The 21,809-nt window shown below is 35.8% G+C and carries 17 protein-coding genes, 5 tRNA genes, 1 pseudogene and 1 riboswitch; of the genes and pseudogenes, 3 read left to right on the plus strand and 20 right to left on the minus strand.

Annotated elements, in window-relative coordinates; all coding sequences use genetic code 11:
• Positions 1-245: 245 nt before the first annotated feature.
• From E3U55_RS00005 to E3U55_RS00050, 10 genes and pseudogenes are all read right to left on the minus strand, one after another.
• Positions 246-2,390 carry a peptidoglycan D,D-transpeptidase FtsI family protein gene (locus E3U55_RS00005; RefSeq protein ID WP_134338254.1) on the minus strand — a complete coding sequence of 715 codons (2,145 nt, stop codon included), beginning with the start codon at positions 2,388-2,390 and terminating at the stop codon, positions 246-248.
• Positions 2,391-2,468: 78 nt separating this feature from the next.
• Complete coding sequence (locus E3U55_RS00010) at positions 2,469-3,698, minus strand: MFS transporter (protein ID WP_134338256.1); 1,230 nt, start codon at positions 3,696-3,698, stop codon at positions 2,469-2,471.
• Positions 3,699-3,848: 150 nt separating this feature from the next.
• Complete coding sequence (locus E3U55_RS00015; RefSeq protein WP_134338258.1) at positions 3,849-4,460, minus strand: superoxide dismutase; 612 nt, start codon at positions 4,458-4,460, stop codon at positions 3,849-3,851.
• Between the two features lie 592 nt (positions 4,461-5,052).
• Positions 5,053-5,145: transfer RNA gene (locus E3U55_RS00020), tRNA-Ser, on the minus strand.
• A gap of 13 nt (positions 5,146-5,158) precedes the next feature.
• A tRNA-Ile gene (locus E3U55_RS00025) sits at positions 5,159-5,235 on the minus strand.
• 17 nt (positions 5,236-5,252) lie between these two features.
• A tRNA-His gene (locus tag E3U55_RS00030) sits at positions 5,253-5,328 on the minus strand.
• Positions 5,329-5,411: 83 nt separating this feature from the next.
• A tRNA-Met gene (locus E3U55_RS00035) sits at positions 5,412-5,485 on the minus strand.
• Between the two features lie 2 nt (positions 5,486-5,487).
• Positions 5,488-5,562, minus strand: a tRNA-Asn gene (locus E3U55_RS00040).
• Between the two features lie 300 nt (positions 5,563-5,862).
• A pseudogene (locus tag E3U55_RS00045) lies at positions 5,863-7,491 on the minus strand (Na/Pi cotransporter family protein).
• 188 nt (positions 7,492-7,679) lie between these two features.
• Positions 7,680-8,315, minus strand: a complete 636-nt coding sequence (locus tag E3U55_RS00050; RefSeq protein ID WP_134338260.1) for an NfeD family protein — start codon at positions 8,313-8,315, stop codon at positions 7,680-7,682.
• Between the two features lie 164 nt (positions 8,316-8,479).
• Here E3U55_RS00050 and ispG point away from each other — a divergent pair, with 164 nt between their 5' ends.
• Positions 8,480-9,586, plus strand: a complete 1,107-nt coding sequence (ispG, locus tag E3U55_RS00055; protein WP_134338262.1) for a flavodoxin-dependent (E)-4-hydroxy-3-methylbut-2-enyl-diphosphate synthase — start codon at positions 8,480-8,482, stop codon at positions 9,584-9,586.
• Between the two features lie 42 nt (positions 9,587-9,628).
• Here ispG and E3U55_RS00060 read toward each other — a convergent pair whose 3' ends face one another.
• Entirely contained in the window at positions 9,629-10,054 is a 426-nt protein-coding gene (locus E3U55_RS00060) for a DUF4190 domain-containing protein (RefSeq protein ID WP_134338264.1), read from the minus strand.
• Between the two features lie 146 nt (positions 10,055-10,200).
• Here E3U55_RS00060 and E3U55_RS00065 point away from each other — a divergent pair, with 146 nt between their 5' ends.
• Positions 10,201-10,473 carry a DUF2624 family protein gene (locus tag E3U55_RS00065; RefSeq protein WP_134338266.1) on the plus strand — a complete coding sequence of 91 codons (273 nt, stop codon included), beginning with the start codon at positions 10,201-10,203 and terminating at the stop codon, positions 10,471-10,473.
• On the opposite strand, the gene E3U55_RS00070 is transcribed toward E3U55_RS00065, so the two are convergent.
• A complete protein-coding gene (locus E3U55_RS00070) occupies positions 10,474-11,370 on the minus strand; it encodes a deoxyribonuclease IV (protein ID WP_134338267.1) in 897 nt (298 codons plus the stop codon). It abuts the gene before it with no gap.
• Positions 11,371-12,696 carry a DEAD/DEAH box helicase gene (locus E3U55_RS00075; RefSeq protein WP_134338269.1) on the minus strand — a complete coding sequence of 442 codons (1,326 nt, stop codon included), beginning with the start codon at positions 12,694-12,696 and terminating at the stop codon, positions 11,371-11,373.
• A gap of 141 nt (positions 12,697-12,837) precedes the next feature.
• Between E3U55_RS00075 and E3U55_RS00080 the strand changes: the two genes are divergently transcribed.
• Complete coding sequence (locus E3U55_RS00080; protein WP_134338271.1) at positions 12,838-13,803, plus strand: 4-hydroxy-3-methylbut-2-enyl diphosphate reductase; 966 nt, start codon at positions 12,838-12,840, stop codon at positions 13,801-13,803.
• Positions 13,804-14,096: 293 nt separating this feature from the next.
• Here E3U55_RS00080 and guaA read toward each other — a convergent pair whose 3' ends face one another.
• The 7 genes from guaA to rpoD form a co-directional block, all read right to left on the minus strand.
• Positions 14,097-15,635: a glutamine-hydrolyzing GMP synthase gene (gene guaA / locus E3U55_RS00085; RefSeq protein ID WP_134338273.1), complete on the minus strand. Its 1,539-nt coding sequence runs from the start codon at positions 15,633-15,635 to the stop codon at positions 14,097-14,099.
• Between the two features lie 74 nt (positions 15,636-15,709).
• Positions 15,710-15,811: riboswitch (purine riboswitch) on the minus strand.
• Positions 15,812-15,830: 19 nt separating this feature from the next.
• Entirely contained in the window at positions 15,831-17,297 is a 1,467-nt protein-coding gene (guaB, locus tag E3U55_RS00090; protein WP_134338274.1) for an IMP dehydrogenase, read from the minus strand.
• Between the two features lie 127 nt (positions 17,298-17,424).
• Positions 17,425-18,534 carry a Nif3-like dinuclear metal center hexameric protein gene (locus E3U55_RS00095; protein WP_134338276.1) on the minus strand — a complete coding sequence of 370 codons (1,110 nt, stop codon included), beginning with the start codon at positions 18,532-18,534 and terminating at the stop codon, positions 17,425-17,427.
• On the minus strand, positions 18,518-19,225 hold the full coding sequence (locus E3U55_RS00100; protein WP_134338278.1) for a tRNA (adenine(22)-N(1))-methyltransferase: 708 nt from the start codon (positions 19,223-19,225) through the stop codon (positions 18,518-18,520). Before E3U55_RS00100 ends, E3U55_RS00095 begins: the two co-directional genes overlap by 17 nt.
• A gap of 417 nt (positions 19,226-19,642) precedes the next feature.
• The gene (locus E3U55_RS00105) at positions 19,643-20,008 is read right to left on the minus strand and encodes a c-type cytochrome (protein WP_134338280.1); all 366 of its coding nucleotides are present in this window, start codon (positions 20,006-20,008) and stop codon (positions 19,643-19,645) included.
• A gap of 107 nt (positions 20,009-20,115) precedes the next feature.
• Positions 20,116-20,658 carry a hypothetical protein gene (locus tag E3U55_RS00110; RefSeq protein WP_134338282.1) on the minus strand — a complete coding sequence of 181 codons (543 nt, stop codon included), beginning with the start codon at positions 20,656-20,658 and terminating at the stop codon, positions 20,116-20,118.
• Positions 20,659-20,683: 25 nt separating this feature from the next.
• A complete protein-coding gene (rpoD, locus tag E3U55_RS00115; RefSeq protein ID WP_134338284.1) occupies positions 20,684-21,808 on the minus strand; it encodes an RNA polymerase sigma factor RpoD in 1,125 nt (374 codons plus the stop codon).
• Position 21,809 lies beyond the last annotated feature (1 nt).

Below are 21,809 nucleotides of genomic sequence, written 5' to 3' on the forward strand. Positions count from 1 at the left end.
TTAATTTGTCTCAGTAAATGATCTTCCGGAATTATAGCATCGTATAATCCAGAGAATTCACTAATGTCTAACGAAAGTTGACGTTCAATCATCCAATCCCTCACTTTTATGTACTACTTATATTATAAAAGAAATCAGCCCATCTTTCTTCCAAACTTGGAAAAAAGATGGGCTGATTTTTAAAATCGGACTTTTTCAGTGGCCTCCATTGATGTAGACATTTCTTTTTTAATTCTTTTAAGAAGCTATTCTTCTTCTTTTTCAGATTCAGCATTTTCTTCAATTTCTTTTTCTGAATCCGAAGGCTCTCCTTTTTGTCGTTCCTCTTTTAACTCAAAGTAAGCATCAAGAATCTTACGTCCAATATCATTATTAATATGTGGGTCAGTATCCTCTAAATGTGGTACGATTAGCGCAAAAGCAACCTCAGGCTTGTCATGCGGAGCATAACCTACTAAAGACAAATTAATCGTGTCTATTCTGGTACCATCACCAGGGTAAATTGCACTTTCAGCAGTTCCGGTCTTCCCAGCAGGTTTGTATTTTGCATCCCCGAATTTATAATACGCTGTACCACCTGGCTCTTGAAAAGCACGACGGAAACCTTCCTGTACACGCTCAAAATATTCATCTTTAATTTCGACTTTATTCAATACGGTCGGATCATTTGAAATATATATTGGACCTAATTTACTCTCATTTGTCGGTGCATGAATCTGTTTAACAATATGAGGCTCGATTCGGTAACCACCATTAGCAATAGTTGAAACATACTGTACTAATTGCATTGGCGTATACGCTTCATACTGACCAATAGCCATGTGCATAACTTCATAGCCTTTAACACTATCGTCGCCTAATACACCTTGTGCTTCATACGGATAATCGATGCCTGTTGTAGACCCTAACCCAAACTGTCTAAAGTAATTAGATAACGTTGAAAACCCTTCACCGTTATAGCTTAATCGATTATTTGGTGTGTAATCCCATTGGCCTCCAAGTCTCATAGCCAATCTAAACATATAAATATTAGATGATCTTTGTAATGCTTCTATATCGTCAACTACACCCAAATTGGACCAGGACCTAAAGTCTGGAGATCCATAAAAAATAAGTGGGCGGTCCCTAAATTCTGTATTTGGTTGAATGACACCAGTATCAAGGCCAGTTAAAATTGTTGCACCCTTAATTGTAGAACCAGGCAAGTGTGCATCGTATAAAACCCTATAGGCCTCATTAGTAAATCTAGCAGGCGTATCTTCATCTGCTCGGTGATAAACTTGCCCTGACATTGCTAATACCTCACCTGTATTTGGGTCCATCATAACAGCTAAAGCTTTGTTTAAATGTTTATTTTCATTAGGGTTCTCTTCAATAACTTTTTTAAGTTCTTCTTGCAGGATTTTATCAATCCTTTTTTGAAGTTCCATATCGATTGATAGCATTAAATCTTTACCACGTTCACCTTGTCTGACGAGTTCACTTCTAATGACCTCACCACTGGAGTTTGTAATATGTTTCCTAACCTCTTTTTGACCCTGAAGATAGGTTTCATATTCCTCTTCTATTCCATTTTCGCCAACACGATCATTTAATTTATAGTTACGTGATAAATAATAATTTAACTTTTCTCTAGGTAAGCCGCTTTGACTTGATGTTACATTACCAATTAAAGAGTTTAATGTTGGGGTAAATGGTTTTTTACGGTCCCAATCCGTTGCTACATTGATACCTGGCAACTGATTAGCATGTTCCGCAATAACGGCATATTCTTTTTTAGTTAGAGCATATTTATTTTCTGATTTGTCAGCTTTACCACTACCACTTTTTATAACGTGAGGTGTTAATTGAGTGGCTTGATCAAGTTCACGTTTAATAGCAATAATTTGTAATTCTTTTTCACTGAGACTATTTATTTCAGTATCAGGTATTCGGTCCAGAACTAAACTGTACTGCTCTGAGTTAGGTAAATTTTTTTCTTCATTGGTTAAACGACTGTATGCTTTCTGACGGTCTTTTAAGATTAAGTAATCTTTAATATCTCTCTTAGTCACAGATTCTGGATTCATTGTCATATATTCCGTCAACATTTCAGCGATTTCTAAATTATCCTCAGGCTGAACATTTCGTTGTGGGGTATATGTAATGGCATATTTGAGTTCATTATCAACCACTACATTCCCATAACGATCGTAAATTTCCCCTCTAGGTACAGGAATTTTAGACGTTACATTTTCTGTACGATCAATTTCTGCTTGAGCATCTTCTCCGTATAAAATTTGTACAACACCTAGTTGCAAAATTAACACAGAAAAAAGCAAAAAGATTGCAAAAAACAAAACATTTAAGCGAAGAGGTAAATGTGATTTTTGTTTCTTTTTATTTGTCAAACTGATCCTCCCCCTCTTCTTTTTTATCTATAACATATTATACCACCCTTAATGTTTTAGCTGAAGTCGTTTCAAAAATTATTCATTAATTTGGTGCCTTAAACGATTGATTTTGATGATGATTAGCCCAGAGATTAAATAACCTACTCCAAAAATTAATACAGCGTATTTCATCCATTGTACGGGTGTGAAAAAAGATAAACCGACTAAAAACAATATTAAAGAAATAGCTCTCCCTGAGTTTAATACGATATCACGAAATATAATGTATTCAACTCTATATTCTCTTGCATTTCTTGCTTGACCAATAATATCGTAAGAAATAGACATATATGGGGCAAAGAACAGCGGCAGAAAAACACCTAGTGTTCCAGCATAGATATAATAATCTAAAGGCTCATTTGCGAAAATTAACCAAATGACAGTTACATATAGAAATATTGCACCCAGGACGATTAGAGACTTACGATTGTCAGGTTTAACAATTCTGGCAACAACTTGATACATCACGAATGAAGCGAGAGCATAGATCATGTTATAAATCCCAACAATTAACTCACTTTGAGTCCCTAAATAAACCCATAAACCAATTAAAAATAAAAATACACCTTCGCGCATGCCTTGAAATAAGTGAGCCCCTAACATCAAGTTCCATTGTTTATTTCGTTTTCTTTCTTTAATGACTTCTTTGATATTATAGTCACCATCTACTGTTCGTCGTTCTAAAAAAATACTGCAAATAATAGCCAGTATAAAAAGAACAAAAGAGATAAAGAAAATCGTTAGATACCCTTTATACCCTGTTAAATTCGTAATAATAAACCCGGCAGATAATGGGCCTACCATGCCACTTAACGATTGTAGAGCACCAAACATCCCATTAAAAAAGTCTCGAGTATAAGGTTCAGTTACTTCGAAAATTAATATGTTGTAAGCTAGCCAAAATAAACCATACCCTGCTCCAATGATTGCTCCTAACATTAAATATAAATCTGAAGCTTTTGTACTTAAAAGTAAAACAGAAATAAAAAAGACTGAAATAATGAAAATACCAGCCCTTAAAATAATGACACGATCTATTTTTTTCGCCCATTTACCAATACATATAAAGATCAATGTTTGCACTAGATAAATCGATAAATTATACAAAGCTAAAATATATAAATCACCAGTTTGTTTCCATAGAAATATATTTACGAAAATACTTGATAAGTAAATACCTAACGTATATAGCCATCCAATTACTAATAACAACCCTAAATTCTTTTTCTCTTTATGACTAACACCAGACAGCTGGTTAGAAAACATGTTATCCCTCATTTCCTAACCTATATTTTTTGCAAATCCATGTAGTATATACCTTTGAGTCAGAAATAAAGATGGCATAATAATTGAGAAATAGATATAAAAAAAGAGCCGACTAACATTAGTCGACTCTTTTTAATCAATTACAAATACTTATTTTGCTTCTTCGTAACGTTTAGCAACCTCATCCCAGTTTACAACATTCCAGAATGCTGAAATGTAATCAGGACGACGGTTTTGATATTTCAAGTAATAAGCGTGCTCCCAAACGTCAAGGCCAAGAATAGGAGTTACACCTTCCATAACCGGTGTATCTTGGTTTGGAGTTGAAGTAATTTCTAAGTTACCATTTTTAACTACTAACCAAGCCCAACCTGATCCGAAACGTCCAGCACCAGCAGCTGCGAATTTTTCTTTAAATTCATCAAAGCTACCAAATGCTTCATTAATTTTGTCTGCTAGTTCGCCAGATGGTGCGCCTCCACCATTTGGAGATAACACTGTCCAGAATAAACTGTGGTTTGAATGACCGCCACCGTTATTACGTACAGCTGTTTGAATATCACTTGGTAGAGAATCTAGGTTCTGTAATAGCTCCTCTAATGATTTTTCCTGAAGATCTGCATGGCCTTCTAGTGCTGCGTTTAATTTTGTCACATAAGTATTGTGGTGCTTAGTGTGGTGAATGTTCATTGTTTCCTTGTCGATGTGTGGTTCTAACGCATCGTAAGCGTAAGGTAATTCTGGTAGTTCAAATTTAGCCATAATGAGATTCCTCCTTCAACTTTATAAGGGACTATGAATCCCTACTCATTTAAAGATTACCAATGCTAGCCAATCCATGCAACACTTTTGCATGAATTAGTAATAATCATTAACTTACATATTTACAATTTCCTTAAGCAATGTATTTTAAACATAAGGCTTTATTAGAGTTTGTTGTTGATTCTACGAATCGCTACAGGCGGACGCTTTCTGCGGGCACGGCCTCAACGAAGGCACCTCAATGATTAATCTCCATTGCATCTTTGCTCGAGGAAGCTTACTTCGAAGCGTTACTAGAAGATGCAAGTGCATCCCGTGTGATTTTTAGCTCGCGCTGTTCCCGCGAAGACCCGGACGTTCAAGTGTCGACGTTGGCCACAAATGCTACTTGCATTACTTCTTTGTTTTAATTTGCGCCGAGTAATCGCAGGCGCACGACGTAGCCGCTTTTTAGTCGACCAGGAGTCGCCGCCTTTCGCTCCTTGTAGAATATTACAATTCTAAATAAATATACTTTGTTACTAACATTAAGGTTAAACTGTGCTAAACAAAAAAACAAGCTAATAATGTAGCTTGTTAGTGTTTAAAAATATGGCGGAGGAGGAGGGATTCGAACCCCCGCGGGCCGTGAAGCCCCTGGCGGTTTTCAAGACCGCTCCCTTCAGCCGGACTTGGGTACTCCTCCGTGAAAAGAAAAATGGTGGACCCTGCAGGACTCGAACCTGCGACCGATCGGTTATGAGCCGATAGCTCTAACCAGCTGAGCTAAGGGTCCAAGCTATAAAATTGTTATGGGGCGATCGGTGGGAATCGAACCCACGAATGCCGGAGCCACAATCCGGTGCGTTAACCACTTCGCCACGACCGCCATAATACTAGGCTGACTGTTATGTTAATGTAACGGTCCAAAGCTTAAATCTTTAAAGCTCCGGTATTCATTTAGTTATGTAATGGCGGCGGAGGGGATCGAACCCCCGACCTCACGGGTATGAACCGTACGCTCTCGCCAGCTGAGCTACGCCGCCAATGGCTCCAGCGGCAGGATTCGAACCTGCGACCAATCGGTTAACAGCCGATTGCTCTACCACTGAGCTACGCTGGAATATTAAATAATTTTTAGTTCTTTTAATTTTACTAAGAACAATATGCGTATTTACTGTGCTAATCGCGTCGGAAGATTTTTCTGCGAAGCATACGCTCCTCGCAAAGCTACTCAGATGTATTCCAAGAAGTTTACGCTTAGCTACGCTGGAATATTAGTGCTAGTCACTTTGTTTAACTAATGATTGCGACGAGATATAATTTATCATGATACGGAAAACTTGTCAATAAAATATCTCATACTTTTTATATAAAATATAAAACCCGTACTAAAACTGTTCAGTACGGGTTAATGAATTACTTACTCCTCTTTTTTACCGCCAACTTCTTGAGCAATGTTTTTGGCATGGTCACCGATACGCTCTAAGTTACTAATAATATCTACAAATACAATACCGGCTGATCCAGAGCATAACCCTTCATTTAAACGTAAAATGTGTTTCTTACGGAATTTACGTTCCATTGAATCAATTTCTTCTTCTTTTTTCATAACAGCTTTAGCTTTTTCTTCATCCATGTTAGCAAAAGCGTCAATAGCCTGCGAAACTGTATCAATGGTTAAATCGAACATTTCATTCATATCTTCATAGGCCTGATCTGTCATATTAACTTTATTTGTAATTCTGTATTCAATCAATTCAACAATATTTTCAAAGTGGTCACCAATTCGTTCAATATCTCTTACAATATCCACCACTGATGAATGCGAAGCACTATCTGATTCTGAAATCGAACCTGATGTTTGTACTAAATAGTTTGTAATTTTCTTATCAAGATTATTGATCGCATCTTCTAATGAATAAGCAATTTCAGCATGCTTAGATTAGTTGTTATTTAAGAACAATTTAGATTCTTGCAGTCCTTTAATTGCAATCTCACCCATATGAATCGACTCTTCTTTGGCTTGAGCCACGGCTACAGAAGGTGATTGCTGAATAAAAATAGGATCCAAGTGTCTTGGTTTATAATCTATAATACTGTCCTTACCAGGAATAATTTTAGTCACTAATAATGCTAATAGTGCAATGAACGGGAATTGAATAATCACGTTAGTTAAGTTAAAAATCCCGTGCGCGAAAGCAATTTGCATTTTAGGTTCTAACATTAACCCACTAGAAATCCATTCAATTAATGACGTAAATGGAATTAACAATATTAAAAATACTGTTGCGCCTAATAAATTAAAAAGAACGTGAACGGCAGCAGCACGTTTAGCTGCTATACTTGCACCGATTGCAGCAATTGCCGCTGTTACTGTGGTACCAATGTTATCACCAAATAATACTGGTAACACAGCATCTAAATTTGAAATTGCCCCTTCAGCGTATAATTGTTGTAGTATACCAATGGTGGCAGATGAACTTTGTACAACAACTGTAAATATTGTACCTATCGCAACACCTAATAAAGGAATCTCACTCATACTAACCGTAAGTTCTTGGAAAGATTCTAATGAACGTAAAGGCTTCATCCCTTCACCCATTAGCTCTAAACCATAGAATAGTGCACCAAAACCAAATACAGTTTGTCCAATATAGTTAACTTTCTTATTCTTAAAGAAGAAAATTAAGAAAGTACCTAATGCCAGAATTGGTAAAGCATAGGCTTTAATATCAATACCAATGATAAACGCTGTAACTGTTGTACCGATGTTAGCCCCCATGATAACACCGATTGCTTGTCTTAGTGTCATAAACCCAGCATTAACTAACCCAATAACTAGTACTGTAGTTCCAGAACTTGATTGAATTAATATTGTTACAACTGCACCAGCTAAAACCCCCATAAACGGGTTTGTTGTAAATCGGTCAAGGATGTCTCGAAGTTTGTCCCCAGCAGACTTCTGAAGGCCATCACCCATGTATTTAATACCGAATAAGAAAATACCTAAACCACCGACAAATAAGAATATCATTTCTTGCAAATTCATAAAGTCACCCCTGTAGTTATAGTCAAAAAATACCGAGTCTTATTTTATGTTTGAGAATCAACAATGTAAATATAGTTTATACAAACTTTACATAAACTTTACATTTAAAAATTACTAAATTTGTAACACTATATAATCTGAGTACGCGTCCCTCAAAAACTTCATTTGTATTTGTTTTTAAATAATCGTTATTCCTTATTAACTTCTTCCACTTCGATTTTTGTTCCATCGATATTTACAATTCTAATTGCGTGGTTCTTCTCAATCCAATTCCCTTTTGAAACGGCACTGTACTCTTCTCCATTCACCTTAATATTTCCTGAAGGTCTTAAAACTGTTTGAGTAATCCCTTCTTTATTTAGTAAATCTTTATAAGAATGATTTAGTGAATTATATCCTTTTTCACTGGTTAATTGATCCATTAAAGCAATTTTTGACCACATATCTCTACGGGGTAGCATTTTTATAAGTAAAAGGCTGCTTAAACTCCCCAAAATAACACCTGCTACACTATACATCGCTAAAGTCCAATTTGAAGCAGCAAAAGCTACCGAAAGTAAGATTAAAACAAATCCGACTATACCAATTGTGCCATCACCAATAAATTTTCCATCTACAATAATCAAGCCAATTCCAATTAAGAAAGCGATACCCATCATAATTAAATTAAAAGATGAAACATGAGACATGAAATATAGTGTGATAAATCCAATTCCCAGGATTAAACCAAGACCTTTTAATTTAACAAACATCTCTCCAATTAAAAAAAACATACCTAGAAATGTAACGACAAACACACCCACTATAGATTGTAGAATCATCATTTCACTCACCCTTTTATAGAAAATAAGTGCTTCTTTTTGAAAAATCTTACTCATATTTATTATTATAACAGTTAGGACTAATAGCATAATCCTCTAATTTTATGTTATTATCTATGATAGTGATAAATTTAAGTATTTTTTATAGAAAAAAGGGGAGTTGTAGCATGTCTACGATTATTCACCGTAAAGACACTAGACCCGTTAAAGTCGGGGATGTAATCATTGGTGGTAAAGATGAAGTTATCATTCAATCAATGACCACAACGAAAACACATGATGTTGAAGCAACTGTTAATGAAATACATCGTTTAGAAGAAGCTGGATGTCAGATTGTTCGTGTTGCATGTCCTGATGACCGTGCAGCAGACGCTATTCCAGAAATTAAAAAACGTATTAATATACCACTTGTTGTTGATATTCACTTTAACTATAGATACGCCTTGAAAGCTATTGAAGGTGGAGCAGACAAAATCCGTATTAACCCAGGTAATATCGGTAAGCGCGAAAAAGTTGAAGAGGTTGTTAATGCAGCAAAAAAACGAGGTATTCCAATTCGTATTGGAGTTAACGCCGGTTCTCTAGAAAGACATTTACTAGAGAAGTATGGTTATCCAACAGCAGATGCCATGGTTGAAAGTGCTTTAGGACATATCAAAATCCTTGAGGACTTAGATTTCCACAATATTATCGTGTCATTAAAAGCTTCTGATGTTAAATTAGCAACTGAAGCATATGAAAAAGCAGCAGAAGTCATTCCTTATCCTCTACACTTAGGTATTACTGAATCAGGTACACTATTTGCCGGAACAGTAAAAAGTGCTGCTGGTTTAGGTGTTATTCTAAGTAAAGGTATCGGAAGTACACTTCGAATTTCATTAAGTGCCGATCCGGTTGAAGAAGTTAAAGTAGCAAAAGAACTATTAAAATCATTTGGATTAGCTTCAAATGCTGCTACATTAATTTCATGCCCTACTTGTGGGCGTATTGAAATTGATTTAATTAGTATTGCAAACGAAGTTGAAGAATATATCCAAAAGATTAAAGCGCCAATTAAAGTGGCAGTACTCGGTTGTGCTGTAAACGGTCCAGGTGAAGCACGTGAAGCTGATATTGGTATCGCAGGGGCACGTGGAGAAGGACTTCTATTTAGACATGGTGAAATTATTCGTAAGGTTCCAGAAGAAACTATGGTTGATGAGTTGAAAAAAGAAGTCGATAAACTTGCTGAAGAACATTATAAAAAACAAGAAGAAGAAAAACAAAAAGCATAATAGAAAACCCTTACCGCTCAAAATTGAGCAGTAAGGGTTTTTTTACATTATAGGAAATACAAATAATCTCAGTGCAACAGCTAAAAGAGCTAAGCCAATTGCTATATTACCGAGGGTGTCAGCACCTCTTCTTTTGGCATATATACCCATTACAGCTCCTACAACTGCGAATAACAGGGTCCAAACAAAGAATGATAATAATGATACAACTAATGCAATCCAACCCCAACCAGCATCTACATGTTCTTCAAATCGTGTTTCCTTTTCTTCTTTTCTAATTTTATCTTCATCTAATTCACTGGGGTTAAACGTTGCTGTTTCACTTGCGAATTCTGTATCTGGTCCAATATCTCTGGCTTCGTATTCTGTAAAATCATCATATACATTCTTTTGTTTTTCACCTTTATTAGGAAAATAATCTTGATCATCGTCAAAACTATTCGGATATTTATCATCATAATCTGCCATTATCTTATACCTCACTTTCCTCGTGATATTCTTAGTGTGTGAGGAAATTTGTTTTTTACATAAGTAAATTTTGGAAAGCACCTCAATTTTTAATTTGATTTGCATATATATAGTGTTGAGTTTATTGAGAGGAGATTTCCAAACTTATGTTAAAACAATTAATAAGAACGAGGTTATATGCCTCAACACCTGATGAAATTGTAAATTATGGAAAAAGGTATGGCATCAATATCACTCGAGGGCAAGCGACACAATTAATATCTTTCATAAAAAAAGAAACGATCGACCCCTTTTCAGCGCGGGATCGATCAAGAACTTTCCGATATGTTGAAACAAATATTGGTAAAAAAGAAGCACAACAAGCAGATCAACTGCTTAGACAGTTAGCTAAACAGTATAATTTAGATCATTTAATTTAACTACTGTTTCATAATCTTTTCTTTTAAATCGGGGTCAAACTCACCTTTTTTAAGCATTTCTATTTCAAAAGCATAAGGTGGCTTTTTGTTCTTTTTATCTTCACCCACATAAGGTGTTTCTAAAATTTTAGGTAAATGCATTAAATCAGGATGATGAACTACTTTATGAATTGCATCAAAACCAATATGCCCAAATCCAATGTTTTCATGACGGTCTTTATGAGCTCCACATTCATTCTTACTATCGTTAATATGAATCACTTTCATTCGATCTAAACCAATTATATCATCGAATTCTTTCAAAACACCATCCAGGTCATTTACAATATCGTAGCCTGCATCATGGACGTGACATGTGTCAAAACATACGGATAGATGTTCATTATACTTAACACCATCAATGATTTTAGCGATTTCATCAAATGTTCTTCCACATTCAGACCCCTTACCGGCCATTGTTTCTAATGCAATTTGAACATGTTGATCTTTTTGAAGGATTTGATTCAACCCTTCAATAATTTTTTCAATACCTGCATCTGCTCCGGCACCAACATGAGCACCCGGGTGTAATACAATTTGTTTGGCACCTAATGCTTCTGTACGGTCAATTTCAGACTGTAAAAAGTTAACACCTAATTCAAATGTTGCAGGTTTTGTTGTATTACCGATATTAATAATATAAGGGGCATGTACAATAAATTCTTCTATACCATGCTCCTTCATATGTTGTTGTCCGGCCTCAATGTTTAATTCTTCAATATCTTTTCTCCTTGTATTTTGTGGCGCACCCGTGTAAATCATAAATGTATTTGCATCATATGACACAGCTTCTTCACTTGATGCTAATAACATTTTTTTACCACTCATCGATACGTGTGACCCTAACTTCAAAGTCATTTACTTTCTCCTCCCCTTGTTCATCTTTTTGAATTTCTCTCTTTTCAATTGTTTTTTGATTTGTTCTTTCTCTTGTTTCATTTTCTTCTTATAGCCTGGCTTAATTTTTTTACGCTTTCTTACTTTTTTCCATGCTTCTTTCTCAAGTTCATTTTCATGCTCTTTTCTTTTCTCTCTAACATTCCATTCTTTAACCGGAGCCCATTCTCCATTTTTGATGTCAAAGTTATGGAATTCGATGCCTGTTTCCTCAAGTTTTTCAATTAGAGGTAAATCTTTTTCATCATAAAATGTTACAGCAGTACCCTTATTGCCAGCTCGAGCAGTTCTTCCAACACGGTGAGTGTAAGTCTCAACATCTTGCGGGAACTCTGCATTAAATACATGACTTACACCTGGTATATCAATACCTCGAGCTGCTAAATCAGTAGCAACGATATATTGAAATTTTAAATTTCGCAAGTCATTTAATACTCGCTTACGTTCACGCGGCTTCAAACCACCATGTATAATCCCGGCTTCTAATCCTTTATTTAATAATTCTTCACGTAATTCATCAGCATGCTCTTTTTTATTTACAAATATCAATGCAATGTATGGATGAATTAGTTTTGTTGATTCAATGATTAATTCGGCTGCATTTCGATGACGTCTTGGAATCAATCGATGTTCTAAATTTTTATTGTATGATTCATCATCTATAACAATATAATTAGGATTAATTAAGTATTTCTTTAAAAATGGTTGAAGCTTCTTGGGAATAGTTGCTGAAAATACCAATGTCTGTACATCTTCATACATACGACCCAGTATTTGGTCAACTTCTTCAATTAGTCCGAGGTCAATTAATAGATCCGCTTCATCAATAACAACACTGTTAACAGTTGAGGGATTAATTGCATTTTCATTGATAAAATCTAAAATACGACCTGGTGTACCGACAATGACGTGTGGCTGTTTTGAGAACTTTTGCAGCTCTCTTTCCTTATCAGTTCCACCAATAACTAGCCTGGCAGAAAACTGACCTTCTTCAGTGAAATCCATCATTTTTTTAACTTCATGAAAAATTTGCATGGCCAATTCACGAGTTGGTGCAATAATCATTTTTTGGACACTCTGGTCCTCTAAATTTAATTGATCAATTAACGGAATTAAATAAGCATGTGTTTTACCTGTTCCAGTTTGTGATTGACCAATAATATTTTCATTTCTAAGAGCAGATGGAATCACACGATGCTGTATTTCTGTTGGCTGTTTAAACTGCAATTGATTAATAATGTTTAACATGTTTTGACTAACTTGATACGATTGAAAATAACGTTTCATTTTATTCATTCTCCTTTTAACTCTAACATGTTTCATTATAAAGGAGACATACCTCAAATGCCACTAGAATAAACATTTTGTCAAGAGAGCCTATAACCATTATAATAGGCATAGATAGTATGAAATGGGGAGGCCATTTTAATGGAAGTAATAAAAATTGCTCCTAGAGGTTATTGCTATGGAGTTGTTGATGCTATGGTCATCGCAAGCAATGCCGCAAAGGACCCAAACTTGCCAAGACCGATCTACATTTTAGGAATGATCGTTCACAATAGTCATGTAACTAAAGCGTTTAAAGATGAAGGTATTGTTACTCTTGACCAAAAAGGAAAAAGCCGTCTTGAGTTATTGAAGGATATAAATGAAGGTACTGTAGTATTTACTGCGCATGGTGTATCACCTGAAGTAAAAGAAATTGCTGAAAACAAAGGGCTTACAGTACTTGATGCCACCTGCCCGGATGTAACACGTACTCATGACCTTATTCGTGAAAAGGTAGCAGAAGGTTATGAAGTTGTCTACATTGGCAAAAAAGGACATCCAGAGCCTGAAGGTGCAGTTGGTGTTGAACCTGGTCACGTTCATCTAATTACTACTGAAGAGGACGCTGGGCAATTAGATTTTGACGAAAACACTAAAATTATTGTTACGAACCAAACGACAATGAGTCAGTGGGATGTTTATGATGTCATGCTGAAAGTTCAAGAATTGTATCCTCAAACTGAAATGGTTCAAGAAATTTGCATGGCAACACAAGTTCGACAAGAAGCTGTGGCGGAACAAGCCAAAGATGCTGATTTAACTCTAGTTGTAGGTGATCCTATGAGCAATAACTCTAACCGTTTAGCACAAGTTTCTAAGCAAATTGCTGGTACGGAAGCTTATCGCATAGCCGATGTATCAGAAATCGATCTAGATTGGTTAAAAGGTTGTAAAAAAGTTGCTATCACAGCAGGAGCTTCAACACCTACTCCAATTACAAAAGAAGTCATTCGTTTCATCGAAAATTATAACCCTGAAGATCAGGAAACATGGGTTAAAGAATCTAAAGTTACAAACAACAAAATTTTACCAAAAGTAAAACCTAAAAAGAAAAAGCGCGCATAATTATGGCAGCATATATATTAAGTTCACAAAAGCACTCGTTATATACGAGTGCTTTTGTTTTTTTAAACCTTTTTATTATCCCTAAGAGAAATACTAAATTATCTACAAGAAGAAACCTCTATTCTACAAGAACTTTTAACCTTGCTATGAGAAAAAATCTATTTCCTACGAGAACTTTTAGTCGTTCTATAAGAAATTAAGTGAACACTACAAGAAATATTCTCCACTTTACAATAAAATCCAAACAAAAACCAGCTATGATTTAACATAGCTGGTTTTATCACTTCATAATCTTATTCCCATTCAATTGTTGACGGGGGCTTACTCGTAATATCATAAACAACACGGTTAATATGACTAACTTCATTAACCATTCTCGTTGATATCTGTTCTAAAACATCAAACGGTATCCTTGCCCAATCTGATGTCATTCCATCTACAGAAGTAACTGCTCTTATGGCAATCGTATGATCATAAGTTCGTTGATCTCCCATAACCCCTACACTTTGAACTCCAGGTAACACCGTAAAGTACTGCCATACATCACGATTTAAATTATTATTTTTAATTTCTTCACGTAATATAGCATCTGATTCTCTAACAATCTCTAATTTCTGTTCGGTAATCTCACCTAATACTCGAATAGCTAATCCTGGTCCCGGGAAAGGTTGACGCCAAACAATATGTTTTGGTATACCTAGTTCTTCTCCAAGTTTTCGAACCTCATCTTTAAATAATGTGTTTAACGGTTCAATTAAATCAAATTCCATTCGCTCTGGAAGCCCACCTACATTATGGTGTGACTTAATCGTTTGAGCAGTTTTCGTACCACTTTCAATAATATCTGTATAGAGCGTACCCTGCGCTAAGAAAGCAATATCTTTTAATTTATTGGATTCATCTTCAAAAACATAAATAAACTCATTACCGATAATCTTGCGCTTTTGTTCTGGGTCTGAGACGCCTTTTAATTTTCCTAGGAAGCGATCTTTAGCGTCTATTTTTAAGACATTCATATTGAATCCTTCACTGAACATTGTCATAACATCTTCAGCTTCGTTCTTTCTTAATAACCCATGATCCACAAAAATACATGTCAATTGATCACCTATAGCTTTATGAAGAAGAACTGCTACAACAGAAGAATCGACACCGCCACTTAATGCACATAGTACTTTTCTTCCTTTAACTTGTTCACGAATTTTCTCAACTTCAATATCTATGAAATTCTCCATTGTCCATTCGCCGTGGCAATTACAGATATTCATAACAAAATTCTTTAATAGATCATTTCCGTATTCAGAATGCTTTACTTCTGGATGAAATTGTACGCCATACAATTGTCTGTCTTCATCACTGAATGCAGCTATTGGACATGATGGGTTAAATGCATCTACTGTGAAACTTTCAGGTGCTTCAGTTACATGATCGCCATGACTCATCCATACTTGTTGTTCCTTAGGTAAAGTCGCAAATAGACTAGAATTTGTTTCTCTTGTAATCAGAGCTTTTCCATATTCTCTCTTTCCTGCTTGACCAACATTTCCACCAAAATGATGAGCGATAAGCTGCATACCATAACAGATTCCTAAAATGGGTACTCCTAATTGAAATATTTCTTCATCAATAGTAAATGCGTCTTCTCCATAAACACTATTTGGTCCACCTGATAGAATAATGCCGGTTGGATTTAACTCTTTAATTTCGTCAGCTGTTAAATCATGGGGGTGTAATTCACTAAAAACACCAAATTCACGAATACGACGAGTGATTAGTTGATTGTATTGACTTCCATAATCCAACACAATAATTTTTTCATTAATTTCTTGCATTTATTTCACCTCACACTTGTTTCAAACCCTAAAAAAATAGAATTCTGCCTAAAACTACAAAGGCAGAATTCTAAATAAGAATTTCAAACCTTCATAGTCAGGTTGTTTACGGCAACCTGGTAGAGACTTTCGCCCCATATTGGCGAGTATATATGAAGAATCCGATTTTTATAAAAGGGTTTGGTTTATTAATTTTTAAAACGAGTAATTAGGAGCTTCTTTTGTGACTTGTACATCATGTGGGTGACTTTCCTTAAGTCCTGCATTCGTAATCTTTACAAATTGAGCTTCTTCTCTAAGCTTTTCTAGATTAGGCGAACCACAATAACCCATTCCTGATTTTAAGCCACCAATTAATTGGTAAAGTGTTTCACTTACTGGGCCTTTATAAGGAACTCTTCCTTCAATCCCTTCAGGTACAAACTTTTTATTTTCTTCTTGGAAGTATCGGTCCTTACTCCCTTTTTCCATGGCACTAACAGAACCCATTCCTCTGTATACCTTATAGCGACGCCCCTGAAAGATTTCAGTATGACCAGGACTTTCCGAAGTTCCTGCAAACATACTACCTAACATGACTGCATGTCCTCCAGCAGCAATAGCCTTAACAATATCACCTGAGAATTTAATTCCTCCATCAGCAATAATCGGTACATTGTGCTTTCTAGCTTCTGTTGCGCAATCATAGATAGCTGAAATTTGTGGGACACCAACGCCGGCAACAACACGAGTTGTACAAATAGAACCAGGGCCAATTCCTACCTTGATGATATCTGCACCAGCATTAATTAGCTCTTTAGTTGCTTCTGGTGTTGCCACGTTACCTGCGATTAAGTTCACATCTGAAAAGGATGATCTAATTCGTTTCACAGCATCTATAACGCCCTGCGAATGGCCGTGTGCAGTGTCTATAACTAATGCATCAACGCCAGCTTCAACTAACTTTTCGGCGCGTAACATGACATCGCCTGTTACACCAATGGCTGCAGCGACTACTAAACGACCTTTTGAATCTACGGCTGAATGAGGGAATTCAATAACTTTTTCAATATCTTTAATCGTAATTAAACCTTTTAGAGTTCCCTTATCATCTACAAGAGGTAGTTTTTCAATTTTATTCTCTTGTAAAATCTGTTCAGCTTGTTCTAAAGTAGTATTAACAGGGGCTGTAACCAGGTTCTCTTTCGTCATGACTTCTGAAATGATTGAAGAGTAATCCTGAATGAAACGCAAGTCACGATTGGTAATGATACCAACTAGCTTTTGTTCGTCCTCATTATTTACAATTGGAACACCAGAGATTCGATATTTGCCCATTAGATGCTCAGCATCAAAAACTTGGTGTTCTGGTGTTAAGAAAAACGGATTTGTAATAACACCACGGATTGAACGTTTAACTTTATCAACTTGATCCGCCTGTTCTTCAATGGACATGTTTTTGTGAATCACACCTAGACCACCTTGTCTAGCCATGGCAATTGCCATATCTGCTTCAGTAACAGTGTCCATACCTGCACTAATAATCGGTGCGTTTAATTTCAACGTTTCTGATAATCTGACCTTGACAGAAACGTCACGTGGAAGAACATCTGATTTCGCAGGTAGTAATAATACATCATCAAATGTTAGTCCCTCTTTTTGAAATTTTTGCTCCCAAACCATTTTATAATCCTCCCCCTTTTATATTTTCAATAAGATTATCAACGCTTAAAGATTATGTCAACAAAGAGGCGATATTTAAAAAGATTCTAAATAAACAGATAATAGGCAAACCTAAATTGGTTTACTTTTAAATTAATCTAAATGGTTCAGTGATTTTTTCCGAGGAGATATATTCAACGTTTAAGTGATGGCTTCTTTCACTAAGAATTTTAGCTAATTCTGTTTTCATCACTTTCTCAATATGGTGACCTGGGTCAATCATAGATAATCCCATACCCAGTGCATCATGAGCTGTATGATAATAAATGTCACCTGTGATTAACACATCAGCCCCTTTAACTTTTGCGTGATGGATATATTTGTTTCCATCGCCACCAATCACTGCTACATTTTTAACAGTTTTTGAAGAATCACCCACCATTCTTACAAATGGAACGTCGAATGCTTCTTTAACTTGCTCAGAAAAATCCTTTAAACTGACTGGTTGATCTAATTTTCCAATACGTCCTAGCCCTCGTGTAAATCCTTCTAATTTCTCTGGAAAAACATCATAAGCCATTTCCTCATAAGGATGTGCTTCAATTGCAGCTTTGATAACCTCATCTAAAATACTTGCAGGGACTATTGTCTCCATTTTTATTTCGGAAACCTTTTCTAAGTCACCTTGATTACCAATATACGGATCAGCACCTTCTAAAGGTTTAAACGTACCAGTTCCATGCATATTGAATGTGCAGTGACTATAATCACCAATATGACCAGCTCCAGCGTCAGATAAAGCATCGCGCAACTGATCTTCATGAGTGTCAGGGACATAAATTACTAACTTATATAATGAATCTTCACCGGTTTGGACAAGAACTTCTGAATCAGTAATATTGAGTTGATTCATCAACATATCATTTACCCCACCACTAGCAATATCAAGATTTGTGTGGGTAGCATAAACAGAAATATTGTGCTTCAATAGTTTCTGTACAATTCGTCCTTTTTCTGAGTTAGTATCAATAGATTTTAATGGCTTAAAAATTAATGGATGATGAGCCACTATTAAATCAACATTTTTTTCTACAGCTTCATCAACGACTTCTTCAAGAACATCTAAAGCGACCATTACATTTTTCACTTTAGAGTCCATGCTTCCCACATGTAACCCAATGGGGTCACCATCAAATGCATAGGATTTTGGAGCAAAATCTTCTAGAACTTTTATTACGTCTTTAACTGTTGTTGTCATTTTCTATCTCCTCCTCGATCCATTGAACTTGTTTACTAAAATAATCAATTTTTTCATAATTGATGTTTTGTGCATTTTTCATTTGATCTATAATTTTATATTTTTTATTTAAAACATGTTGCCACTTCTCATAGAATACTTCATTTTTATTTTCAATTAAGTGAGGGCCTAGATACATTTCTTTCTCTGAATAATTAACCATATTTATCGTTGGTTCCAGGACTAATATTTCATAAATATAGCCTTCATCATCGATTATTTCTTCAGCAATAATTTCATACTTTTCTTCAACAGCGAACTCTCTGATTGCATGTGCGTCAATATTCGGTTGCAACACTAATCGTTTAACATGGGGTAGCTTGTCTTTTCCGTCAGCTAGAATCTTGGCAATTAATGTGCCTCCCATACCTGCTATTGTAATACAATCAGCTTCCCCTTTATCTAAAACACTTAAACCATCACCTAATCTAACATCAATCTGATTCTCTAGTTCATACTTTTCAACTTGTTTCTTTGCAGCTAAGTATGGGCCTTCATTTACTTCTCCAGCGATTGCAAATAAATCAGGGTTTTGCAAACAAACATAGCATGGCAAATAAGCATGATCAGAACCTATATCAGCGATAACTTTAATATCATCATGTATGTAATAAGCTACTCTTCTTAACCTTTTAGATAATAATTCATTCATATAACATCTTCCTGTTCTTTGTATCTTTATGTGTGTGGTAATGTTAAAGCTTAATGTTGATATTATAAAGAAAGAAGTAAGTAGGTTTTTTTCTACGAAAAGCGGAAGGCGGCGACTCCTGCGGGAACAGCACGAGCGAAAATCACGCGGGATGTACCTTCGTCTACTAGTAATGCTTCGCAGTAGGCTTCCTCGGTACAAAGATGCAGTGGAGAATATTCATAGATGTTCCTTCGCTGAGGCCGTGCCCGCGGTCGGCTAATGTCGGTCACGTCCTGTGACCAACGCCGACACTTGACCGTCCAGGTCTTCGGAAAGCGTCCGCCTGCAGCGATTCGTAGAATCAACAACTAACTTTAACAGAGACAAGTGTAAAAAAGTCCAGAAACAAGTAGTTTGCTTCTGGACTTTAATTAACTATTCTTTACCGTTTAATAACCATTCTGCGATGACTTTTGCCTGCTCTTCGTTAGCATAATCACCAGTCATTAAATTACTATCTTCTACACCATTATTGATGACATCAACAAGTTCTTCCATAGAATATTTATCCTGAAGATTTTTGATGTTCGGAGCTGTTCCAGTTCCTGAAAGGTCTGCACCGTGACAAGAAACACAGTTTTGTTGTTCTACTAGTTCTTCAGCGCTAGCTGTAACTTCTCCACTCCCACTATCACCTTCAGCGTGGTCCTGCTGTGAAATACCAACCCCACCTAATACAATCATAGCCGTAATTCCAAGTAGTGCGGTTAATGCAAATGGCATAATTAGATTTTTTTTCATGTCATTTTGACCTCCTTCGTTGCGCTCTATGTACATACGTATAAATTCCAAACTATCCCTATTTTACTCGATATTTGTTCAAACTAAAAGAGAGAAATTGTGAATATTTATATAACAAAATAATAAATGACTAAAATGACTACGCCAACAATTCCTGAGGCAACCAAATAATACAATTGCTTCCAATAGCCGATCAATAGCCATAAGAAACAATGTAAAAATATAATGGCTTTTATTAAGGTATCTTGTCCAGTTATTAACTGTAATAAATGTATACTGCTTATTAAAAATATGAGGAAAAATAAAATTATCGGTAAATGAACATATACTGTATTAAGCTTTTTGTAGTAATAATAATGGCCACCAATAATTAAAAGTATGCCTGATATAATTAATAAACTTACAATGACAGATGGATTATAGAAAAATAAACCCAGAAATAAAATAGGAATCAAAAGCAACAAGAAAATAAGGTCTAACATGAACCATATACTTCCGTGTTGCTTTCGATGGTGTTCTTTCTGTTCTGTAATTCCTTCACCTTGAGTGTATAACATTATTAGAAAATCACAGTATTCAGAAGGTAATAATTTAGAAGTTTTCCAGTATTTAATTTCTTCAAGTATAATTTCTTTTTTCTCTTGTCCCATTGTACACCCCTAGAATTCCTAAAATTTATTCTAGGAAATCTTTTAAGCGTTTGCTTCGACTTGGGTGTCTTAGTTTGCGTAAAGCTTTTGCTTCTATCTGACGAATACGCTCTCTTGTAACTCCAAAAACTTTCCCGACTTCTTCAAGGGTTCTTGTTCTTCCATCATCTAGTCCAAAGCGAAGGCGTAATACATTTTCTTCACGGTCAGTTAGTGTATCTAACACATCTTCCAATTGTTCTTTAAGCAACTCATATGCTGCATGATCTGATGGAGATTGTGCATCCTGGTCCTCAATGAAGTCACCTAGATGTGAATCATCTTCTTCACCGATTGGTGTTTCTAATGACACAGGTTCTTGTGCAATTTTTAGTATTTCACGGACCTTTTCTGGAGAAAGTTCCATTTCTTCCCCGATTTCTTCTGGTGTCGGTTCACGTCCTAAATCCTGTAATAATTGACGTTGGACACGAATTAGCTTGTTAATAGTTTCAACCATGTGTACCGGAATACGAATGGTTCTAGCCTGGTCAGCGATTGCTCGTGTAATTGCCTGACGAATCCACCACGTTGCATAAGTACTAAATTTAAAACCTTTACGGTAGTCGAATTTTTCAACTGCTTTAATTAGACCCATATTACCTTCTTGGATAAGGTCTAAGAATAGCATGCCACGCCCAACATAACGCTTCGCAATACTGACAACTAACCTTAAGTTTGCTTCAGCTAATTTTTGTTTAGCGATTTCATCACCTTGTTCAATACGGTGAGCAAGGTCAATTTCATCATCAGCTGTTAATAAATCAACTCGACCTATTTCTTTTAGGTACATTCTAACAGGGTCATTGATTTTCACCCCTGGAGGTACACTTAAGTCATTAAGGTCAAACTCTTCTTCTTTGTCGATCTTTTGCATATTAGGGTCTTCATCATTTTCACCAATGACATCAATACTTTCTTCAGCTAGGACTTCATAAAACTCATCCATCTGTTCAGAATCTAACTCAAAGTGCCCTAATTTATCTGCAATCTCTTCGTAAACGAGTACACCTCGTTTCTTACCCATTTCTAATAATTGCTCTTTTGATTGTTCAAGTGTTAGTTCCTGTTCTTCTAACCCTTGTTTTGGATCTACTGGCTTGTTAGCCATC

The sequence above is a fragment of the Filobacillus milosensis genome, from assembly GCF_004402015.1.
GTDB lineage: Bacteria > Bacillota > Bacilli > Bacillales > Alkalibacillaceae > Filobacillus > Filobacillus milosensis.